Origin of the sequence: Ramlibacter sp. (assembly GCF_035655895.1) — a bacterium.
Taxonomy (GTDB): domain Bacteria; phylum Pseudomonadota; class Gammaproteobacteria; order Burkholderiales; family Burkholderiaceae_C; genus Ramlibacter.
In genome coordinates this window covers 153,234-169,649 of sequence record NZ_DASRTN010000014.1, presented here as the reverse complement: position 1 = coordinate 169,649, position 16,416 = coordinate 153,234, and the positions used below count along the sequence as shown (strand labels likewise).

The following is a 16,416-nucleotide window of genomic DNA, read 5'->3' as shown; positions in this document are numbered from 1 at the left end:
CCTCGTCGCGACGCGGTGGGCAGCGTCAGGCGTCGTTCTTCGTCTTGAGCACCTTGCGGCCACGGTAGAAGCCGGTCGGGCTGATGTGGTGACGCAGGTGGGTCTCGCCGGTGGTCGGCTCGACGGCGATGCCCGGCACCGTCAGGGCGTTGTGCGAACGGTGCATGCCCCGCTTGGAGGGGGACTTCTTGTTTTGCTGGACGGCCATGTCGGGCTCCTGGACGGGTCTTGCGCTGCGCGCCGACGGGCGCACAGGGCGGTTGAAGGTGGTGGGTGATGGACACCGCGCAAGCCAGGTGCGACTGCGCGAAGCCCGCCATTATAGAACACATCCGCCAGCCGGTCGACAGGCCGCTGGCGGAGGCCTCAGCCGCGCCCGTTGCGCAGGTCCTTGAGGCGGGCGAAGGGGTTCTCCGGCGCAGACGCCTCCTCGAAGTCCGGATCGGCGGCCGAGAGCTGCACGGGCGCCGGGCAGACTTCGTGCCGGGGCACCACCGGCACCTCCATCAGGAGCTCGTCCTCGATCAGCTGCAGCAGGTCGAACGCACGGCTGATCGCCAGCAGGTCCTCCTCGGCCTCGTCATCCTCAGCCGCGGCGGTTTCCTCGTCCGCGACGAAGCGGAACGGACGGTCGACCTGCAGGGCCACGTCGACCGGCTCCAGGCAACGCTGGCACGTCATCGGCAGAACGGCATCGGCCCGCAGGTGCACCCAGACCTGGGGCTGCACGTGGCGCGGGTTGAGCATCTCGCCCTGCGCGGACCACTGCACGGGCCGGTCGTTGCCCTGCCCCGCCGCCTCGGCCGCGAGTCGCTTGAAATCGCCCACGCGGGCGGTGCCGGAAAGCTGCGCCGCGTCTTCGGCGAAGGCCCGCACATCGAGCCGGGTGGGGCTGAACTGCCTGTTCATCGGGGTCAGTGTAAGAGAATCGACCCATGCCCCGCACGCTCATTCTCGGCTCCACGTCCGCCTATCGACGCGAACTGCTGGACCGTCTCCGGCTGCCGTTCGACGTCGTCGCGCCCGGGGTGGACGAGACCCCGCAGGCCGGCGAGCGGCCGGAATCACTCGCCCGGCGGCTGGCCCTCGCGAAGGCGCGCGCGGTCGCGGCGCGGCACCCCCACGCGGTCGTGATCGGCTCCGACCAGGTGGCCGACCTGGATGGGGAGCCACTGGGCAAGCCGGGCGATCACATGCGGGCAACCGCCCAGCTGCGGCGCATGCGCGGCCGCACGGTCGTCTTCCAGACAGCGCTGTCGGTCGTCTGCCTCGACGCAGGATTCGAGCAGTCGGACCTGGCACCGGTGCGGGTGCGCTTTCGCGACCTCGGCGATGCCGAGATCGAGTCGTACTTGCGCCTGGAGCAGCCGTACGACTGCGCCGGCAGCGCCAAGAGCGAAGGTCTGGGCATCGCACTGCTCGAGTCCATCAACAGCGACGATCCCACCGCGCTCATCGGCCTGCCGCTGATCCGCACCTGCCGCCTGTTGCGGGCTGCCGGCCTGCAGGTGCCCTGATGCCCGGCATCCTGTACCTGGTGCCGGCGCCGCTGGACTTCGGCTGCGCCGAGCAGGCTCCGCTGGCGCAGGTGATGCCGCAGGCGACGCTGGACGTCGCTGCGCGCCTGGGTCACTGGATTGCCGAGAACGCGAAGTCGACCCGTGCCTATCTCAAGCGCGTCAACGAGACCCACCCGCTGGCGCAGCCGCTGCAGGCGCTGTCCATCGCCGAGCTGCCCAGGGACGTGCACAAGAAGGGCGACCATGCGGGCGGATTCGACGCCAAGCCGCTGCTGGCAGCGGCGTTGCAGGGCCACGATGTCGGCCTGGTCAGCGAGGCGGGGATGCCGGCGGTGGCCGATCCGGGCTCCTCGGTGGTGCGCGCCGCGCACGAGCTGGGCGTCGCGGTGGTCCCGCTCGTCGGGCCGGTGTCACTGCTGCTGGCGCTGGCGGCCAGCGGCCTCAACGGACAGAACTTCGCCTTCGTCGGCTACCTGCCCCAGCAACCGGGGCCGCGCACGCAGCGCCTGCGCGAACTGGAATCGATCGCCGGGCGGACCGGCCAGACCCAGCTGTTCATCGAGACGCCATACCGGAACGCCGCCTTGTGGCAGTCCCTGCTGGAGGGCCTGCAGGGCGACACCCGGGTGGCCGTGGCCACCGGCCTGACGCTACCCGGCGGCCGGGTCGCGAGCCGGCCGGTGGCCCAGTGGCGGCGTGAGGCAGTGCCCGTCACCGGGGACACGCCGGCCGTCTTCCTGCTCGGCCGCTGAGCGTCAGCGCACCGACGGCACGCTGCGCATGGCGCGCACGGCGCCCTCGCCGATGGCGGCGCCGAAGCGCTTGGCCAGGCGCTCGGCCACGTTCTCGCGGCGGGTGTAGTCCACCAGTTCCTCGGCCTTGATCACTTCGCGGGCCACGAAGTCCAGGTTGGCGAGTTGGTCGGCCAAGCCCATGTCGACGGCCTGCTGCCCAGTCCAGAACAGGCCGGAGAACAGCTCCGGCGAGTCCTTCAGGCGCTTGCCGCGCCCAGCCTTCACCACGTCGATGAACTGCTTGTGGATCTGCTCCAGCATGGTCTGGGCGTACGCGCGCTGCTTGTCCGTCATCGGCGTGAACGGGTCGAGGAAGCCCTTGTTCTCGCCGGCGGTGAGCAGGCGGCGCTCGACGCCCAGCTTCTCCATGAGGCCGGTGAAGCCGAAGCCGTCCATCAGCACCCCGATGCTGCCGACGATGCTGGCCTTGTCCACGTAGATCTTGTCGGCGGCCGAGGCGATGTAGTACGCGGCCGAGGCGCAGGTCTCCTCGACCACTGCGTACACCGGCTTGTTGTACTTGGCGCGCAGGCGGCGCACCTCGTCGTTGATGATGCCAGCCTGCACCGGGCTGCCGCCGGGCGAGTTGATCAGCAGCACGATGCCCTTGGCGCCCTCGTCCTCGAAGGCGGCGCGCACGGCGGCCACGACGAATTCGGCACTGGCGTCCGCGCCGTCCGCGATCTCGCCCTTGATCTCCACCACCGCCGTGTGCGGCAGCGTCTTGTCGGCCTTGGGCGCGCCGCGATAGAGAAAGGTCCAGGTGAGGAACACCAGGAAGGCCAGCCAGGCCAGCCGCGTGAAGTTGCGCCAGCGACGCGCCTTGCGCTGCTCCGCGAGCGTGGCGAACATGAGGCGCTCCATCGCCTGCCGTTCCCAGCCGGGCTGCAGGCCCGCGGCGGCGGACGGCGAAGGATCTTGCGGCGAAGCGCCGGGCGTCATGGGGTCGCTCATGGGAGGTGGAGGGTCAGAAGGCAAGGGGTTGCAGGTTCCAGGCAGTATGCCAGCGCACCACGCCGTCCTGCTCTGTCAGGGCGATCTTCACCAGCCCGCCCCGGCAGGGGCCGCCCGCGCAGGCGCCGGTGTCGGGCCGGTACACCGCTCCGTGGGTGGCGCACAGCAGCCATTGGCCGGTGTCGTCGAAGAACCGGTCGGGCTGCCAGTCCATCTCCATCGCCACATGGGCACAGCGGTTCAGGTAGGCCTGCACGTGCCCCTGCCAGCGGACGGCGAACGCGCGGCAGGTCTGGCCGCCGTACACCACGTCGAACGGCACGGCCGCGCCGCCCTCGACCAGGTCCTTGCTGCCGCACAGGTCGACCGCGTGCATGGTGGCTCAGGCGTTGTCCCGTAGCCAGGCGTCCAGTTCCTGCACCGAGTGCGCGATGTGCAGCGGCTGCAGTTCATGGAAGGTGCCGGGCTCGTGCGCACCGTAGCTGACGCCCACCGATGGACACCGGGCATTGAGCGCCATCTGCAGGTCGTGCGTGGTGTCCCCGATCATCAGCGTGCGCTCCGGCACCGTGCCGAACTGGCGCATCAGCTCGTGCAGCATGCGAGGATGGGGCTTGCCGGCCGTCTCGTCGGCGGTGCGGGAGCCGTCGAACAGCCCTTGGAGCTCCTGGGCGCGCAACACCTCGTCCAGCCCGCGGCGCGACTTGCCGGTGGCCACCGCGAGCCGGAAGCCCCGCGCCTTGAGGTCGTGCAGCAGCGGCAGCACGCCGTCGAAGAGACTCAGGTCGTCCTGGTGCTGGTAGTAGTGGTGCCGGTAGCGCGCGCCCAGTTCGGGGTACTTCTCCTCGGGAACATCGGGGGCGGCACGCGCGAGCGCCTGGGCCAGGCTCATCCCGATGACATAGGCAGCGGCGTGGTCGGTCGGCTTGCGGCCGCCGACGTCCACCACGGCACGCTGGATGCATTGCACGATCACGCTGGTCGAGTCGTACAGCGTGCCGTCCCAATCGAAGGCGATCAGGTCAAACTGGCGCGGCCGTGGGTTGGGCATGGCGGTCTGCGAACTGCTGGAGGTCGGTGGGGAGCGCCGCCTCGAGGGCGACGGGCTCGCCCGAGGCGGGATGCTGGAACTGTAAACGCCAGGCGTGCAGGAACATGCGGCGCAGGCCCTGCCGCTGCAGCGCCTTGTTCAGTTCGAAGTCGCCGTACTTGTCGTCCCCCGCGATGGGATGCCCCTGGGACGCCAGGTGCACGCGGATCTGATGGGTGCGGCCGGTCTTGATCGTCACTTCCAGCAGGGTGTAGGCACCCAGCCGCCGGGCCACCTTCACCAGCGTGATCGAGCGCATGCCCTCCGGGTCGTCCTTGCCGACCACCCGCACCCGCCGCTCGCCGGCGGCGGCCTCGTCGCCGGCCACCAGGTACTTGTGCAGCGGCAGGTCGATCACCTTTTTGGCGGCAGGCCAGGCGCCGGTGACCAGCGCGAGGTAGGTCTTGCCGGTCTCGCGGCCACGGAACTGGTCCTGCAGCCGGGTCAGCGCCGAACGCCGCTTGGCCACCAGCAGCACGCCCGAGGTTTCGCGGTCGAGCCGGTGGACCAGTTCCAGGAACTTGGCCTGCGGACGCGCCTGGCGCAACTGTTCGATGACACCGAAGCTGACGCCGCTGCCCCCGTGCACCGCCACGCCGGCCGGCTTGTCCAGTGCCAGCACGTGGTCGTCTTCCAGCAGGATCGGGAATTCCCGCGCCGGCGCGGGCCGGGCGGCCGCCTCGACCACCCGCTCCGGCAGGCGCACCGGCGGCACCCGCACTAGGTCGCCGGCTTCCACCCGGGAGTCGGCGGCGGCGCGGCCCTTGTTCACCCGCACTTCGCCGCTGCGGATGATGCGGTAGACGTGGGTCTTGGGCACGCCCTTCAACTCCCGCAGCAGGAAGTTGTCGAGCCGCTGGCCGGCGGAATCCTCGCCGACTTCGACGATCTTCACTTCTGCCTGGGCGCCGGACGCCGCGGCCCCTATAATGCGTTTCACTGGCGTCTTGCCGTAAGTGTTTGATTTGGCTGGAGTTTAGTCCACCCTCTTGCACCGGCGACGCCGGCAGGTCGATGCCGACGTCGTTCTTGCCAGGCAGGTTGCCAGCCCAAGGAGCTGCAATGGCCGGCCGGACGCCGAAGCCGCCGACGCTCCAAGACGAAACCCAACCGGAATACAAGCTCGCCAGCGATCCTGCTGGCAGCGGATCAAAGCGAGACCCCTGTGCTGATGGCGCTCTTCCTGGCCTGCTGGCGGTGGCTGATGCCCACCGTCGCGGGCTTTGGGCCGCCCCGGCACCTTGCCCGCGCCCCGCAGGTTGCAGTTCCTGCGACCCTGCGCCCCGGCCCCCGCCTCGCCCTCATCCACGCGCCGCCGCACCGCCTGCTGACATAGCCTCCAGGGCTCCAGCACGCGCCGCGTCCGGCCGTTCCGCTTTCGTTTCGCCTCGCGTCAGCACGGCATCGTGGACCCATCCCCGGGTCGGATGTATGTGAGAACAAGAAGGTGACGCAATGAAGCGGATGCTGATCAATGCCACGCAGGCCGAAGAGCGCCGGCTGGCCATCGTCGACGGGCAGAAGCTCCTCGACTACGAAATCGAGATCGAAGGGCGCGAACAGCGCAAGGGCAACATCTACAAGGCCGTCGTCACGCGCGTCGAGCCCTCGCTGGAGGCCTGCTTCGTCGACTACGGCGAGGACCGCCACGGCTTCCTGCCGTTCAAGGAGATCTCCAAGCAGTACTTCCAGCCCGGCGTGTCGGCCTCGCAGGCGCGCATCAATGAGGCGATCCGCGAAGGCCAGGAACTGCTGGTCCAGGTGGAAAAGGAAGAGCGCGGCAACAAGGGCGCGGCCCTGACCACGTTCATCTCGCTGGCCGGCCGCTACGTCGTGCTGATGCCCAACAACCCGCGCGGCGGCGGCGTCTCGCGCCGCATCGAGGGTGACGACCGCGCCGAGCTCAAGGAGGCGATGGACCAGCTGGAATATCCCAACGGGATGTCCATCATCGCGCGCACCGCCGGCATCGGCCGCAGCGCGCCCGAGCTGCAGTGGGACCTGAACTACCTGCTCAAGCTCTGGAACGCGATCGACGGCGCCGCCAAGGGCGGCAGGGGCGCCTTCCTGATCTACCAGGAGTCGTCGCTGGTCATCCGCTGCATCCGCGACTACTTCAACAACGACATCGGCGACATCCTGATCGACACGGACGAGATCTACGATCAGGCCCAGCAGTTCATGTCGCACGTCATGCCCGAGCACGCCGCCCGGGTGAAGCGCTACCGCGACGACGCGCCGCTGTTCTCGCGCTTCCAGATCGAGCACCAGATCGAGTCGGCCTACGCCCGCGAGGTGAAGCTGCCGTCCGGTGGCGTGATCGTGATCGACCACACCGAGGCGCTGGTCTCCATCGACGTCAACTCGGCCCGCGCCATCAAGGGCGGCGACATCGAGGAGACCGCCACCCGCACCAATCTGGAAGCCGCCGACGAGGTGGCGCGCCAGATGCGCCTGCGCGACCTTGGCGGCCTGATCGTCATCGACTTCATCGACATGGAAGAGTCGAAGAACCGACGGGAGGTCGAGAACCGCCTGCGCGACGCGCTGCGCCAGGACCGCGCCCGCGTCCAGTTCGGCACGATCAGCAAGTTCGGCCTGATGGAGATGAGCCGCCAGCGCCTGCGCCCGGCCCTGTCGGAAGGCGCCTCCATCCCGTGCCCGCGTTGCGGCGGCCACGGCCACATCCGCGACACCGAAAGCTCGGCCCTGCAGATCCTGCGGATCATCCAGGAAGAGTCGATGAAGGACAGCACCGCCGCCGTGCACTGCCAGGTGCCGGTGGAGGTCGCGTCGTTCCTGCTCAACGAGAAGCGCACCGAGATCGCGAAGATCGAGCTCAAGCAGCGTATCGCGGTGATCATGGTGCCCAACAAGTCGCTCGAGACGCCGCACTACAAGCTCGAGCGCCTCAAGCACGATGACCCGCGCCTGGACAACCTGAAGGCCAGCTACCACATGGCCGAGGACGTCGAGGAGAAGACCGAGGTCACCCGCCGGTCGCAGGAGCGCGCCAACAAGCAGGACCCGGTGATCAAGGGCGTGCTGCCCGACATGCCGGCGCCGATCGCCCCGCCCAAGCCCGAGAAGGTGGAGCCGGCGCCGCAGGCGGCCGCGGCACCCGCACCGGCCCAGGCTCCGGCGCCCGCGCCGGCCGTTCCGGAGCCGAGTTTCGTCTCCTGGTTCAAGAGCCTGTTCGGCCTGGCGCCCTCCAGCGCGCCCGCCCCGGCACCAGCCGCAGCACCGGCCAAGACCGAGGACAAGCGAGAGGCGCGCGGCGAACGCGGTGGCGACAGCCGGCGAGGCGGCCGCGGCCGTGATCGCAACCGCGGCGGCGAAGGCCGTGGCCGCGACCATGAGCAGCGCCGGGAACGCGCCGAAGCCGGCGAAGGCCAGCCGCGCAACGGCGAAGCCCGCGCCGAAGGCGAGGGCCGTCGCGAGCGTGGCCCCCGTGGCGAACGGGCCGAGGGACGCGAGCCGCGCGAGCCCCGTGAGGGACGTGAGGGACGCGAGCCCCGGGAGGCCCGCGAGCCGCGCGAAGGTCGTGAACCCCGGGAAGCGCGGGAAGGCCGTGAAGCCCGTGAAGGCCGCGAGCCTCGCGAAGCCCGTGAAGGCCGTGAGCCTCGCGAGGCGCGTGAACCGCGTGAGGGCCGCGAAGCACGTGAACCGCGCGAACCGCGTGAGGGCCGTGGTGAGCGCCAGGGTCGGCGCGACGAGCGCCGCAGCGACGAGCAGCGTGTCGAATCCGAGCTGACCGCCTCCGGTGCCCAGCAGCCCGTCGGCGATGCCGGCGAGCAGCCCCGCGCCGAGCGCGCCCCGCGCGGTGAACGCGGTGAACGCGGTGAACGCGGTGAACGCGGCGAAGGCCGCCGCGAGCGCGGCGAGCGCCGTCCACGTGAGCAGGCCCCGCAAGCGGTGACCGAGGCCGCCGCGGTCGAGGGCCAATCCAGCGCCCAGGCTGCCGCCGCACTGGACGGGGAGGCGCCGCAGGCCCTCGCCAGCGGTGAAGCGGCGGAAGCGACGCGCGAGGGCGACGGCCGCCGCGAGCCGCGCCGCTCGCGCGACCGCTACGGACGCGACCGCCGCGAACGCAACGGCGAGGCAGGTCCGGCGGACACGGCCCCGGCCGTGGCACCTGAGGCGGCCGAGAGCGGCGAAGCGGCTGCCGAGCGCCGGCCGCGCTACGCGACCGGGTTCGTGAGCGAGGAGACGGGAGCCGAGGCGAGCGCCTCGCCCGCGGCGCCTGCGGCCGTGTCGGTGCCCGCACCGGCACCGGCACCGGCACCGGCACCGGCACCGGCACCGGCGCCGGCGCCGGCCCCCACGATCGCGCCGATCGCCGTCCAGTCCGCCACCGCGTCGGTCACCCCGGCCGCGGCTGCCGGCCTGCCGCAGGTGCAACCGTTCGATCTGCCGGTGGACCACCTCGCGCAGATCGCCGCCAGCTCGGGCCTGCAGTGGGTGAACTCGGATGCCGAGAAGATCGCCGCGGTGCAAGCCGCGATCGCTGCCGAACCCAAACCGGCCCGCGTGCCGCGCGAGCGGCCGCCGGTGGTCGTTGTCGACGAGGGTCCGCTGGTGCTGGTGGAAACCCGCCGCGACCTGCGCGACATGAAGCTGCCGTTCGAGCAGCCGCAACAGCAGCCCCCGCTGCAGTGACCCCGGAGCGGCCTTGCGCCGCCCGCCAATGACAAAGGGAGCCTCGGGCTCCCTTTGTCATTTGGCGAACGCTGTTCTCGGGACGGCACGGCGACCTGCCCGCGCACCTGCTCCAGCTCGCCCGGCCCTGCCCTCGCGAATCTCGCCGAGCCTCGCCTGGCCTGTCGCTCGTCCGTCTTGCGGCTGTGGCTGCGGCTGTGGCTGCGGCTGCGGCTGCGGCTGTGGCTGTGGCTGTGGCTGTGGCTGTGGCTGTGGCTGCGGCTGCGGCTGCGGCTGCGGCTGTGGCAGTGGCAGTGGCAGTGGCAGTGGCAGTGGCTGTGGCTGTGGCTGTGGCTGTGGCTGTGGCTGTGGCTGTGGCTGTGGCTGTGGCTGTGGCTGTGGCTGTGGCTGTGGCTGTGGCTGTGGCTGTGGCTGTGGCTGCGTGCGGGCCGCTGCCGGCCGCGTTCACCACGGCGAGGACCGCGGCCACACGCACGGCCACTGCGGCGCGGTGTGTCGCTCAATCCTGCGCGGCCTGCTTCCAGGCGGCCGTGGCCGCCTCGCCGTCGCCGCGCTCCTCGGCGAGCTGGGCGAGCGCGCGGCAGGCATTGCGGTGCAGCGAACGATCCTGCAGGGCGAGCGCAGCCTGCCGCAGCAGCTGCTGCGCCTTGCCCCACAGCTGCCGCTTCATGCAGGCCATGCCCGCCAGGTACTGCAGCGTCGCGTCGCGCGGGTTGGTGCGCTGGGCGGCCTCGATGCGCGCCAGCCAGGCGCCGTCGATGGAATCGAGGCCCTGCTCCAGCGCGCAGACCAGCTTGACCTTCAGGCTGTCGCCCAGCTGGTGCTGGCGCTCCCAGACGGGCAGCAGCCATTCGCGCGCCAGCGCCGCATCGCCGCCCAGCCGCACGAGGCGCTGCGCCGCGTGGATCGCCAGCTCGGGCATTTCCCGTTCGGCCGGCTCCAGGGCCAGCCAGGCCTTGTGCAACTGGGCCGGGTCGTGCGCGCCGTTGAGCAGGTCGGTGGCCAGGCCGCGCACCAGGCTCTCGGCGGCAACCGGCGAGAACGCCCGGTGCTTGGCCAGCAGGCGCGCCGTCTCGAGGGCGTCGGCGGTGTGCCGGGCGAGGCGGGCCGCCCGCAACTTCATCCGGAGGGCCAGGGTGCGTCGGCCGGCGCCCGAAGGCAGGCCCTTCAGCCAGCCGATCGCCTGCTGCGGCTCCCGGTCCTCCAGTGCCCAGCGGGCCGCCCGCATGAGTGCGCCCTCGTGCGTTTCCTGCCCATCGCGCGCGGCGGTCTGCTCCAGCGCCCGCTGGAGGTGCTCGTCGCGCGCGGGCCGGTCCTGCAGCGCCTGCGCGCTCTCGGCGGCGACCAGGTGGGCCAGCGTGCGCAGCTGCGCGCCGTTGGCCAGTGGTGCGCCGCCGGTGGCCAGCGACGCTTCCTGCGCCAGGGCGGCTTCCGCCGACTTGCGGGCGCGGATGAAGCGACCCGCCAGCAGGTGGGAGAGCGCGTCCAGCATCTGGGCGTGCATGCCGCGCTCCTTCTGCTGGGTGCGCCACCGCAGAGCCTGGCGCGGCAGGTCGAACAGCGCCGACAGCGCCCGCAGCGCCGCATGCAGGAACAGGAAGGCCGCCAGCAGGAGCAGCAGCACGAGATTGAGCGACAGGTCGATGCGGTACGGCGGCCAGAAGACGGTCACCGTGCCCTGGTTGTTGCCGGCGAACAGGGCGACTGCGGCCGCGATGCCGAACAGGGCCAGGAGCCAGAGGGCCGCGCGCATCGTCAGCGTCCCGCCACCGTGGCCAGCGCCGCCAGCGTCTCGTCCACCCGCGGCAGTTCCACCACACGCAGCTGCGTCTGCACCTGCTGCATCGCGCTGGCCATGGCCTGCGTCCGGCGGGCGGCAGGGTCGAAGTACCTGTTCAGTGCCACGGCGGCACTCGCCACGTCGGCACGCGCCGCGTCGGTCTGGCGCGCCAGCAAGGCCAGCCGCGCGTTCATCAGCCGCAGCTTGAGGTTCTCGCGCAGGAAGAACCCCTGCTCCGGCGCCAGCAGGGCCGCTTCCGGCTGGTCGACGCGGCTCACGCGCACCAGCGCTCGCGCTTCGTCGCGCACCCCTTCCAGCCATTGCTGCCACCAGGGCAAGGCCCGGGCGGGCGCCGTCTCCGGCCGCGGCGCGGCGCGCGTCGTGCCGGGCCCCACCGCATTGGCCAGCGGCAGGTCGTCCACCTGGCGCGCCATCTCATCGATGCGCAACAGCAGGCCCGGCACGTCGGCCACCGCGGCGGTCCGGATCCGCTCCATGTCACGCGTGACGGCCGTGCGGATGCGGGCCAGCCGCGGTTCGGCGGCACGGGCCAGCCGCTGGTCCGCCGCGCGCAGCGCCCCGAGCAGCGGTTCCGCGCTCATCGTGAGCTGGGCCTGCTGCTGCGCCAGGCGCAGGCTGGCGTCGATGTCGACCACCAGGTTCTCGTCGCGCGAGCGCGAGAGGCTCTGCATCAGGTCTTCCAGCTGGGTGCGCTGCAGCGCCACCTCGCTGATGCGCGCGTCGGTGGCCGCCTGGCGGGCCGCGACGTCGCGCGCGAGGTCCTGGGCCTGGCGGGCCAGGGTGCGCGCCTCCACCGCGTTGCTGCCCGCATCCGCGCTCTGGCGGGCCAGTTGCTCCTGGATGGTGGACAGTTTCTGCCACAGCATGACGCTGGAGCCCAGGGCCAGCACGGTGGCCGTGCCGAGCACCCAGCCGACCAGCTGGGCCGACCGGCTGCGGGCGGCCGGGACAACGGGGGCGGGACGGGGCTCCAGTGCGGGAACGGGCGGCGCGGACTCGGTGTCGCGAACGGTCTCTGCACTCATCCGAGCGATTCTAGGGCGGCCACCACGGCTGCCGGCTCCGGCCGTGACGGGCACACGACACCGAAGCCGGCCTCGCGCGCCGCCTGCGCGATGCGCTCGTGGGTCGCGACTGCGCGCGCCGCGTCCCAGCCCTGGCCAGGCAGCAGCGACTGCAGGTTGGCGATGGCCTCCGAACTGCTGAACAGCCAGACCGACCCGTCGCGCGCCGCACCCGCGGCCGCATGGCGATCCGCCCCGGACCACTTCGGCAGCCGGCGCGTGTAGGCGGCCACTGTGGTGACCCGGGCGCCCGCCGCGTCGAGGCGGCGCGCCAGCCAGTCGCGGCCGGCCGGCGATCCGTCGTTGCCGGCGCCGCGCACCAGCAGCACGTCCCAGCCTGGCTGCACGCGGACCGCGACCTCGGTCCACAACGCCTCCGAGTCGAACTGGGCGGCGTCCGCCGGCGGCGCGTCGATCAGCCCCGCGGGAACCCCGGCGGCCTGCAGCGCCCGCACGGTGCCGGGGCCGGTCGCCCAGGCCCGGGCCGGCGACGGCCAGGGCTGGCCGTCGCGCAGGAACTGCTGGACGGCATTCGCGCTGACGAACATGGCCGCCTGGAACCGGTCGAGCGAGGCGCGCGCCTGCGCCAGTGCCGCGGGCTGCGGCGCATCGCCGATCTCGATGAGGGGAAGACGCAGCACCTCGTGGCCGCGCAGGCGCAGGTCCTGCTGCCAGCGGCCCGCGTCCGGCGCCGGGCGGGTCAGCACCACCCGCATGGGCGGCCCGTCAGCGCGCGCCGCCGGCGCGCAGCCGGGCCGCGGCGTCGATGCCCAGCGCCGCCGCGTCCTCGAGACCACCCACCGCGCCGCTCACCTGGGCGCGCACCAGCGGCGCCGCGCCGTCGGGGTCGCCCCAGGCGGCCTGCAGCCGCAGCACCTCGCCGTCGAGCGTGGCATGCGCCGCCAGCGGCATCGAACAGCTGCCGCCCATGGCACGGCTGACGGCGCGCTCGGCCGCGACCGCCAGCCAGGTGGTCTGGTGGGCCAGCGGCTGCAGCGCCCGGCGCAGGTCGTCGCGGCTGCTGCGGATCTCGATGCCCAGCGCGCCCTGCCCCGCCGCCGGCAGCATCTGCGCCGGCTCGAACACCATGCGGATGCGGTCCGCCAGGCCCAGCCGCTTGAGCCCCGCCGCCGCCAGCACGATGGCGTCGTACTGCCCGTCGTCGAGCTTGCGCAGGCGGGTGTCGAGGTTGCCACGCAAGGGCTCGATGCGCAGGTCCGGCCGCAGCGCCCGCAGCAGCACCACGCGGCGCAGGCTGGAGGTGCCGACCACGGCGCCCTGCGGCAGCGCGTCGAGCGACGCGTACCGGGGCGACACCAGCGCATCGCGCGGATCCTCGCGCTCCATCACGCAGGCCAGCGCAAAGCCCTCGGGCAGGTCCATGGGGACGTCCTTGAGCGAGTGCACGGCCAGGTCGGCGCGGCCCTCTTCCAGCGCGACTTCCAGCTCCTTCACGAACAGGCCCTTGCCCCCGACCTTGCTCAGGCTGCGGTCCAGGATCTGGTCGCCCTTGGTGGTCATGCCCAGCAGCGTGGCCGGGTGGCCGAGGTCGGCCAGCAGCGCCTGCACATGCTCGGCCTGCCACAGCGCGAGGCGGCTTTCGCGGGTGGCGATGACGATCTGACTCACGGTCGAAACCTGTTCGTAATCCTGGGGGTGACCCGATGCTAGCATCCGGGCTGCCGAAAAAATAAGCACCACATGCCATCCACCACACCGGACACTCCCGCCCGCCGCGCCCGCGAGAACGAGCGCCCCCTGGTGGAGGACATCCGGTTCCTGGGACGCATCCTCGGCGACGTCATCCGCGAGCAGGAAGGCGTGGCCGCCTTCGAGCTGGTCGAGCGCATCCGCAAGCTGTCGGTGGCCTTCCGGCGCGACGCCGACCAGGAGGCCGACCGGGCGCTCAAGACGCTGCTCAAGACCCTCAGCGGCGACCAGGCGGTGAGCGTCATCCGCGCCTTCACCTACTTCAGCCACCTGGCCAACCTGGCTGAGGACCGCCACCACATCCGGCGGCGCCTGGTGCACGAGCGTGCGGGCGACACGCAGGAGGGCTCGATCGAGGTCGCGCTGGCGCGGCTGCGCTGGGCCGGCATCAGCCCCAAGGCGATCTCGCAGGCGCTGGCCGAGAGCTTCGTCTCCCCGGTGCTGACCGCCCACCCGACCGAGGTGCAGCGGCAGAGCATCCTGGACGCCGAACGCGAGATCGCGGAGCTGCTCACGCAGCGCGACGAGATCAAGGCGCGCGCCCAGCCGCGCGACGCGCTGGCCCCGCGCGAGCTCGCCGCCAACGAAGCGCAGATCCGTGCCCGCGTCATGCAGCTGTGGCAGACGCGCCTGCTGCGGTTCACCAAGCTGACGGTGGCCGACGAGATCGAGAACGCGCTGTCCTACTACGAGGCCACGTTCCTGCGTGAGATCCCCAAGCTCTATGCCGGCCTGGAGCGCGAACTGGGCCAGCAGCCGGTCGCCAGCTTCCTGCGCATGGGCATGTGGATCGGCGGCGACCGCGACGGCAACCCCAACGTCAGCGCCCAGACGCTGGAGCAGGCGCTGCGCCGGCAATGCGAGGTGGCGCTGCGCCATTTCCTGACCGAAGTGCACTTCCTCGGCCGCGAACTGTCGATCTCGGCGATGCTGGTGGACGTGACGCCCGAGATGCGGGCGCTGGCCGAACGCTCGCCCGACCGCAACGAGCACCGCGAGGACGAGCCCTACCGGCGGGCGCTCGCCGGCATGTACTCGCGGCTGGCCGCCACGCTGAAGGAGTACACCGGCGGCGATGCCGCGCGTCACCTGCTGCCGCCGCAGAACCCCTACCGCACCTCGGAGGAGTTCCACGCCGACCTGTGCACCATCCGCGCATCGCTGCTGGCCGGCCACTCGGGGGCGCTGGCGGGCCATCGCCTGCAGCCGCTGATCCGGGCGGTCGAGGTGTTCGGCTTCCACCTGGCCAGCATGGACCTGCGCCAGAGTTCCGATCAGCACGAGGCCGTGGTCGCCGAGCTGCTGGCCACCGCCCGCATCGAACCCGACTACGCCAACCTGCCGGAGCCGGCCCGGCGCGAGGTGCTGCTGCGCCTGCTCTCCGACGCCCGCCCGCTGCGGGTGGTCGGCGCGGCGTACTCCGAGCACACGCGCGGCGAGATCGCCATCTTCGAGGCCGCGCTGCGCATGCGCCAGCGCTACGGCCGCGACGCGGTGCGCCACTACATCATCAGCCACACCGAGGCCGTGAGCGACCTGCTGGAGGTGCTGCTGCTGCAGAAGGAGGTGGGGCTGATGCGCGGCGTCCTGGACGACCACGCCGTGGCCGACCTGATCGTGGTGCCGCTGTTCGAGACGATCGAGGACCTGCGCAACGCCGCGCCGATCATGCGCGAGTTCTATGCGGTGCCGGGCGTGGCCCGGATGGTGGAGCGCTCCGGCGCCGAGCAGGACGTGATGCTGGGCTACAGCGACAGCAACAAGGATGGCGGCATCTTCACCAGCAACTGGGAACTGTACCGGGCCGAGATCGCGCTGGTGGACCTGTTCGACCGGCTGCCGTACCGCATCCGCCTGCGCATGTTCCACGGCCGCGGCGGCACCGTGGGCCGTGGCGGCGGCCCCAGCTACCAGGCCATCCTGGCGCAGCCGCCGGGCACGGTGCGCGGCCAGATCCGTCTGACCGAGCAGGGCGAGGTGATCGGCTCCAAGTACGCCAACCCCGAGATCGGGCGGCGCAATCTGGAAACGCTGGTGGCGGCCACGCTGGAGGCGACGCTGCTGCAGCCGACCAAGCCGGCACCCGAGTCCTTCCTCGAAGCAGCCGAAGCGCTCTCGGGCGCCAGCATGGCCGCCTACCGCGCCCTGGTGTACGAGACGCCGGGCTTCACCGACTACTTCTTCGGCTCGACGCCCATCCGCGAGATCGCGGAGCTCAACATCGGGTCGCGGCCGGCCTCACGCAAACCGAGCCAGCGCATCGAGGACCTGCGCGCCATCCCGTGGAGTTTCAGCTGGGGGCAATGCCGCCTCACGCTGCCCGGCTGGTACGGCTTCGGCTCGGCGGTCCAGGGCTTCCTGGCCGATCCGCGGCGGCCGCGCAAGGAAGGGCTGGCGCTGCTGCAGAAGATGCACCGCCAGTGGCCGTTCTTCCGCGCCCTGCTCTCCAACATGGACATGGTGCTGGCCAAGAGCGATCTGGCGCTGGCCTCGCGCTACGCCGGGCTGGTGGCCGATGGCCGGCTGCGCAAGCGGATCTTCGCGGCCATCGAAGCCGAATGGCAGCGCACGGTCGAGGCGCTCCAGCTGATCACCGGAGAGCGCAGCCGCCTCGCGGGCAACGCCTCGCTGCAGCGATCGATCCGGCATCGCTTCCCCTACATCGATCCGCTGCACCACCTGCAGGTGGAACTGGTGCGGCGCTACCGCGCGGGCCAGGCCGACGAGCGGGTGCGGCGCGGCATCCACATCTCGATCAACGGCATCGCCGCCGGCCTGCGTAACACCGGCTGATACCAAGCTCATCGCTGAACTTCGGCGGCGT

At 71.7% G+C, this 16,416-nt stretch carries 14 protein-coding genes; 4 read left to right on the top strand and 10 right to left on the bottom strand.

What is annotated here, in order from left to right:
* Positions 1-25 precede the first annotated feature (25 nt).
* Together rpmF and VFE82_RS17695 are read right to left on the bottom strand one after the other, a co-directional pair.
* Entirely contained in the window at positions 26-208 is a 183-nt protein-coding gene (gene rpmF, locus VFE82_RS17700; RefSeq protein ID WP_027101192.1) for a 50S ribosomal protein L32, read from the bottom strand.
* Between the two features lie 158 nt (positions 209-366).
* Entirely contained in the window at positions 367-909 is a 543-nt protein-coding gene (locus tag VFE82_RS17695; protein WP_325001654.1) for a DUF177 domain-containing protein, read from the bottom strand.
* A gap of 26 nt (positions 910-935) precedes the next feature.
* On the opposite strand from VFE82_RS17695, the gene VFE82_RS17690 reads away from it, so the two are divergent.
* Together VFE82_RS17690 and VFE82_RS17685 are read left to right on the top strand one after the other, a co-directional pair.
* Positions 936-1,517: a Maf family nucleotide pyrophosphatase gene (locus VFE82_RS17690; RefSeq protein ID WP_325001653.1), complete on the top strand. Its 582-nt coding sequence runs from the start codon at positions 936-938 to the stop codon at positions 1,515-1,517.
* Positions 1,517-2,272: an SAM-dependent methyltransferase gene (locus tag VFE82_RS17685; protein WP_325001652.1), complete on the top strand. Its 756-nt coding sequence runs from the start codon at positions 1,517-1,519 to the stop codon at positions 2,270-2,272. The genes VFE82_RS17690 and VFE82_RS17685 overlap by 1 nt, the downstream gene beginning before the upstream one ends.
* Before the next feature lie 3 nt (positions 2,273-2,275).
* Here the strand turns inward: VFE82_RS17685 and VFE82_RS17680 are convergent, their stop codons facing one another.
* Genes VFE82_RS17680 through VFE82_RS17665 form a run of 4 tightly spaced genes read right to left on the bottom strand, consistent with a single transcriptional unit; the run spans position 2,276 to position 5,298 of the window.
* A complete protein-coding gene (locus tag VFE82_RS17680) occupies positions 2,276-3,268 on the bottom strand; it encodes a S49 family peptidase (protein ID WP_414708777.1) in 993 nt (330 codons plus the stop codon).
* A gap of 13 nt (positions 3,269-3,281) precedes the next feature.
* A complete protein-coding gene (locus VFE82_RS17675; RefSeq protein ID WP_325001651.1) occupies positions 3,282-3,644 on the bottom strand; it encodes a Rieske (2Fe-2S) protein in 363 nt (120 codons plus the stop codon).
* A gap of 6 nt (positions 3,645-3,650) precedes the next feature.
* The gene (locus VFE82_RS17670; RefSeq protein ID WP_325001650.1) at positions 3,651-4,319 is read right to left on the bottom strand and encodes an HAD-IA family hydrolase; all 669 of its coding nucleotides are present in this window, start codon (positions 4,317-4,319) and stop codon (positions 3,651-3,653) included.
* Positions 4,291-5,298 carry an RluA family pseudouridine synthase gene (locus VFE82_RS17665; protein ID WP_414708776.1) on the bottom strand — a complete coding sequence of 336 codons (1,008 nt, stop codon included), beginning with the start codon at positions 5,296-5,298 and terminating at the stop codon, positions 4,291-4,293. The genes VFE82_RS17670 and VFE82_RS17665 overlap by 29 nt, the downstream gene beginning before the upstream one ends.
* 515 nt (positions 5,299-5,813) lie before the next feature.
* On the opposite strand from VFE82_RS17665, the gene VFE82_RS17660 reads away from it, so the two are divergent.
* Positions 5,814-9,017, top strand: coding sequence for an Rne/Rng family ribonuclease (locus VFE82_RS17660; RefSeq protein ID WP_325001648.1), 3,204 nt, complete (start codon positions 5,814-5,816; stop codon positions 9,015-9,017).
* Between the two features lie 499 nt (positions 9,018-9,516).
* Here VFE82_RS17660 and VFE82_RS17655 read toward each other — a convergent pair whose 3' ends face one another.
* The 4 genes from VFE82_RS17655 to hemC are packed head-to-tail and all read right to left on the bottom strand — an operon-like array spanning position 9,517 to position 13,556.
* Positions 9,517-10,770 carry a heme biosynthesis protein HemY gene (locus VFE82_RS17655; protein WP_325001647.1) on the bottom strand — a complete coding sequence of 418 codons (1,254 nt, stop codon included), beginning with the start codon at positions 10,768-10,770 and terminating at the stop codon, positions 9,517-9,519.
* Positions 10,771-10,772: 2 nt separating this feature from the next.
* Positions 10,773-11,843 carry a uroporphyrinogen-III C-methyltransferase gene (locus VFE82_RS17650; RefSeq protein ID WP_325001646.1) on the bottom strand — a complete coding sequence of 357 codons (1,071 nt, stop codon included), beginning with the start codon at positions 11,841-11,843 and terminating at the stop codon, positions 10,773-10,775.
* Positions 11,840-12,598, bottom strand: a complete 759-nt coding sequence (locus VFE82_RS17645) for a uroporphyrinogen-III synthase (RefSeq protein WP_325001645.1) — start codon at positions 12,596-12,598, stop codon at positions 11,840-11,842. Before VFE82_RS17645 ends, VFE82_RS17650 begins: the two co-directional genes overlap by 4 nt.
* Before the next feature lie 10 nt (positions 12,599-12,608).
* Positions 12,609-13,556 (bottom strand): hydroxymethylbilane synthase, encoded by a 948-nt coding sequence (hemC, locus tag VFE82_RS17640; protein WP_414708775.1) that lies wholly within the window; start codon positions 13,554-13,556, stop codon positions 12,609-12,611.
* Between the two features lie 27 nt (positions 13,557-13,583).
* Here hemC and ppc point away from each other — a divergent pair, with 27 nt between their 5' ends.
* A complete protein-coding gene (ppc, locus tag VFE82_RS17635) occupies positions 13,584-16,385 on the top strand; it encodes a phosphoenolpyruvate carboxylase (RefSeq protein WP_325001643.1) in 2,802 nt (933 codons plus the stop codon).
* The last annotated feature ends 31 nt before the right edge of the window (positions 16,386-16,416 follow it).

What these genes read in the sequence shown, in the direction of transcription:
- rpmF (WP_027101192.1), bottom strand. Translation starts at nt 208, where the DNA reads ATGGCCGTCCAGCAAAACAAGAAGTCCCCCTCCAAGCGGGGCATGCAC.
- VFE82_RS17695 (WP_325001654.1), bottom strand. Translation starts at nt 909, where the DNA reads ATGAACAGGCAGTTCAGCCCCACCCGGCTCGATGTGCGGGCCTTCGCC.
- VFE82_RS17690 (WP_325001653.1), top strand. Translation starts at nt 936, where the DNA reads ATGCCCCGCACGCTCATTCTCGGCTCCACGTCCGCCTATCGACGCGAA.
- VFE82_RS17685 (WP_325001652.1), top strand. Translation starts at nt 1,517, where the DNA reads ATGCCCGGCATCCTGTACCTGGTGCCGGCGCCGCTGGACTTCGGCTGC.
- VFE82_RS17680 (WP_414708777.1), bottom strand. Translation starts at nt 3,268, where the DNA reads ATGAGCGACCCCATGACGCCCGGCGCTTCGCCGCAAGATCCTTCGCCG.
- VFE82_RS17675 (WP_325001651.1), bottom strand. Translation starts at nt 3,644, where the DNA reads ATGCACGCGGTCGACCTGTGCGGCAGCAAGGACCTGGTCGAGGGCGGC.
- VFE82_RS17670 (WP_325001650.1), bottom strand. Translation starts at nt 4,319, where the DNA reads ATGCCCAACCCACGGCCGCGCCAGTTTGACCTGATCGCCTTCGATTGG.
- VFE82_RS17660 (WP_325001648.1), top strand. Translation starts at nt 5,814, where the DNA reads ATGAAGCGGATGCTGATCAATGCCACGCAGGCCGAAGAGCGCCGGCTG.
- VFE82_RS17655 (WP_325001647.1), bottom strand. Translation starts at nt 10,770, where the DNA reads ATGCGCGCGGCCCTCTGGCTCCTGGCCCTGTTCGGCATCGCGGCCGCA.
- VFE82_RS17650 (WP_325001646.1), bottom strand. Translation starts at nt 11,843, where the DNA reads ATGAGTGCAGAGACCGTTCGCGACACCGAGTCCGCGCCGCCCGTTCCC.
- VFE82_RS17645 (WP_325001645.1), bottom strand. Translation starts at nt 12,598, where the DNA reads ATGCGGGTGGTGCTGACCCGCCCGGCGCCGGACGCGGGCCGCTGGCAG.
- hemC (WP_414708775.1), bottom strand. Translation starts at nt 13,556, where the DNA reads ATGCTAGCATCGGGTCACCCCCAGGATTACGAACAGGTTTCGACCGTG.
- ppc (WP_325001643.1), top strand. Translation starts at nt 13,584, where the DNA reads ATGCCATCCACCACACCGGACACTCCCGCCCGCCGCGCCCGCGAGAAC.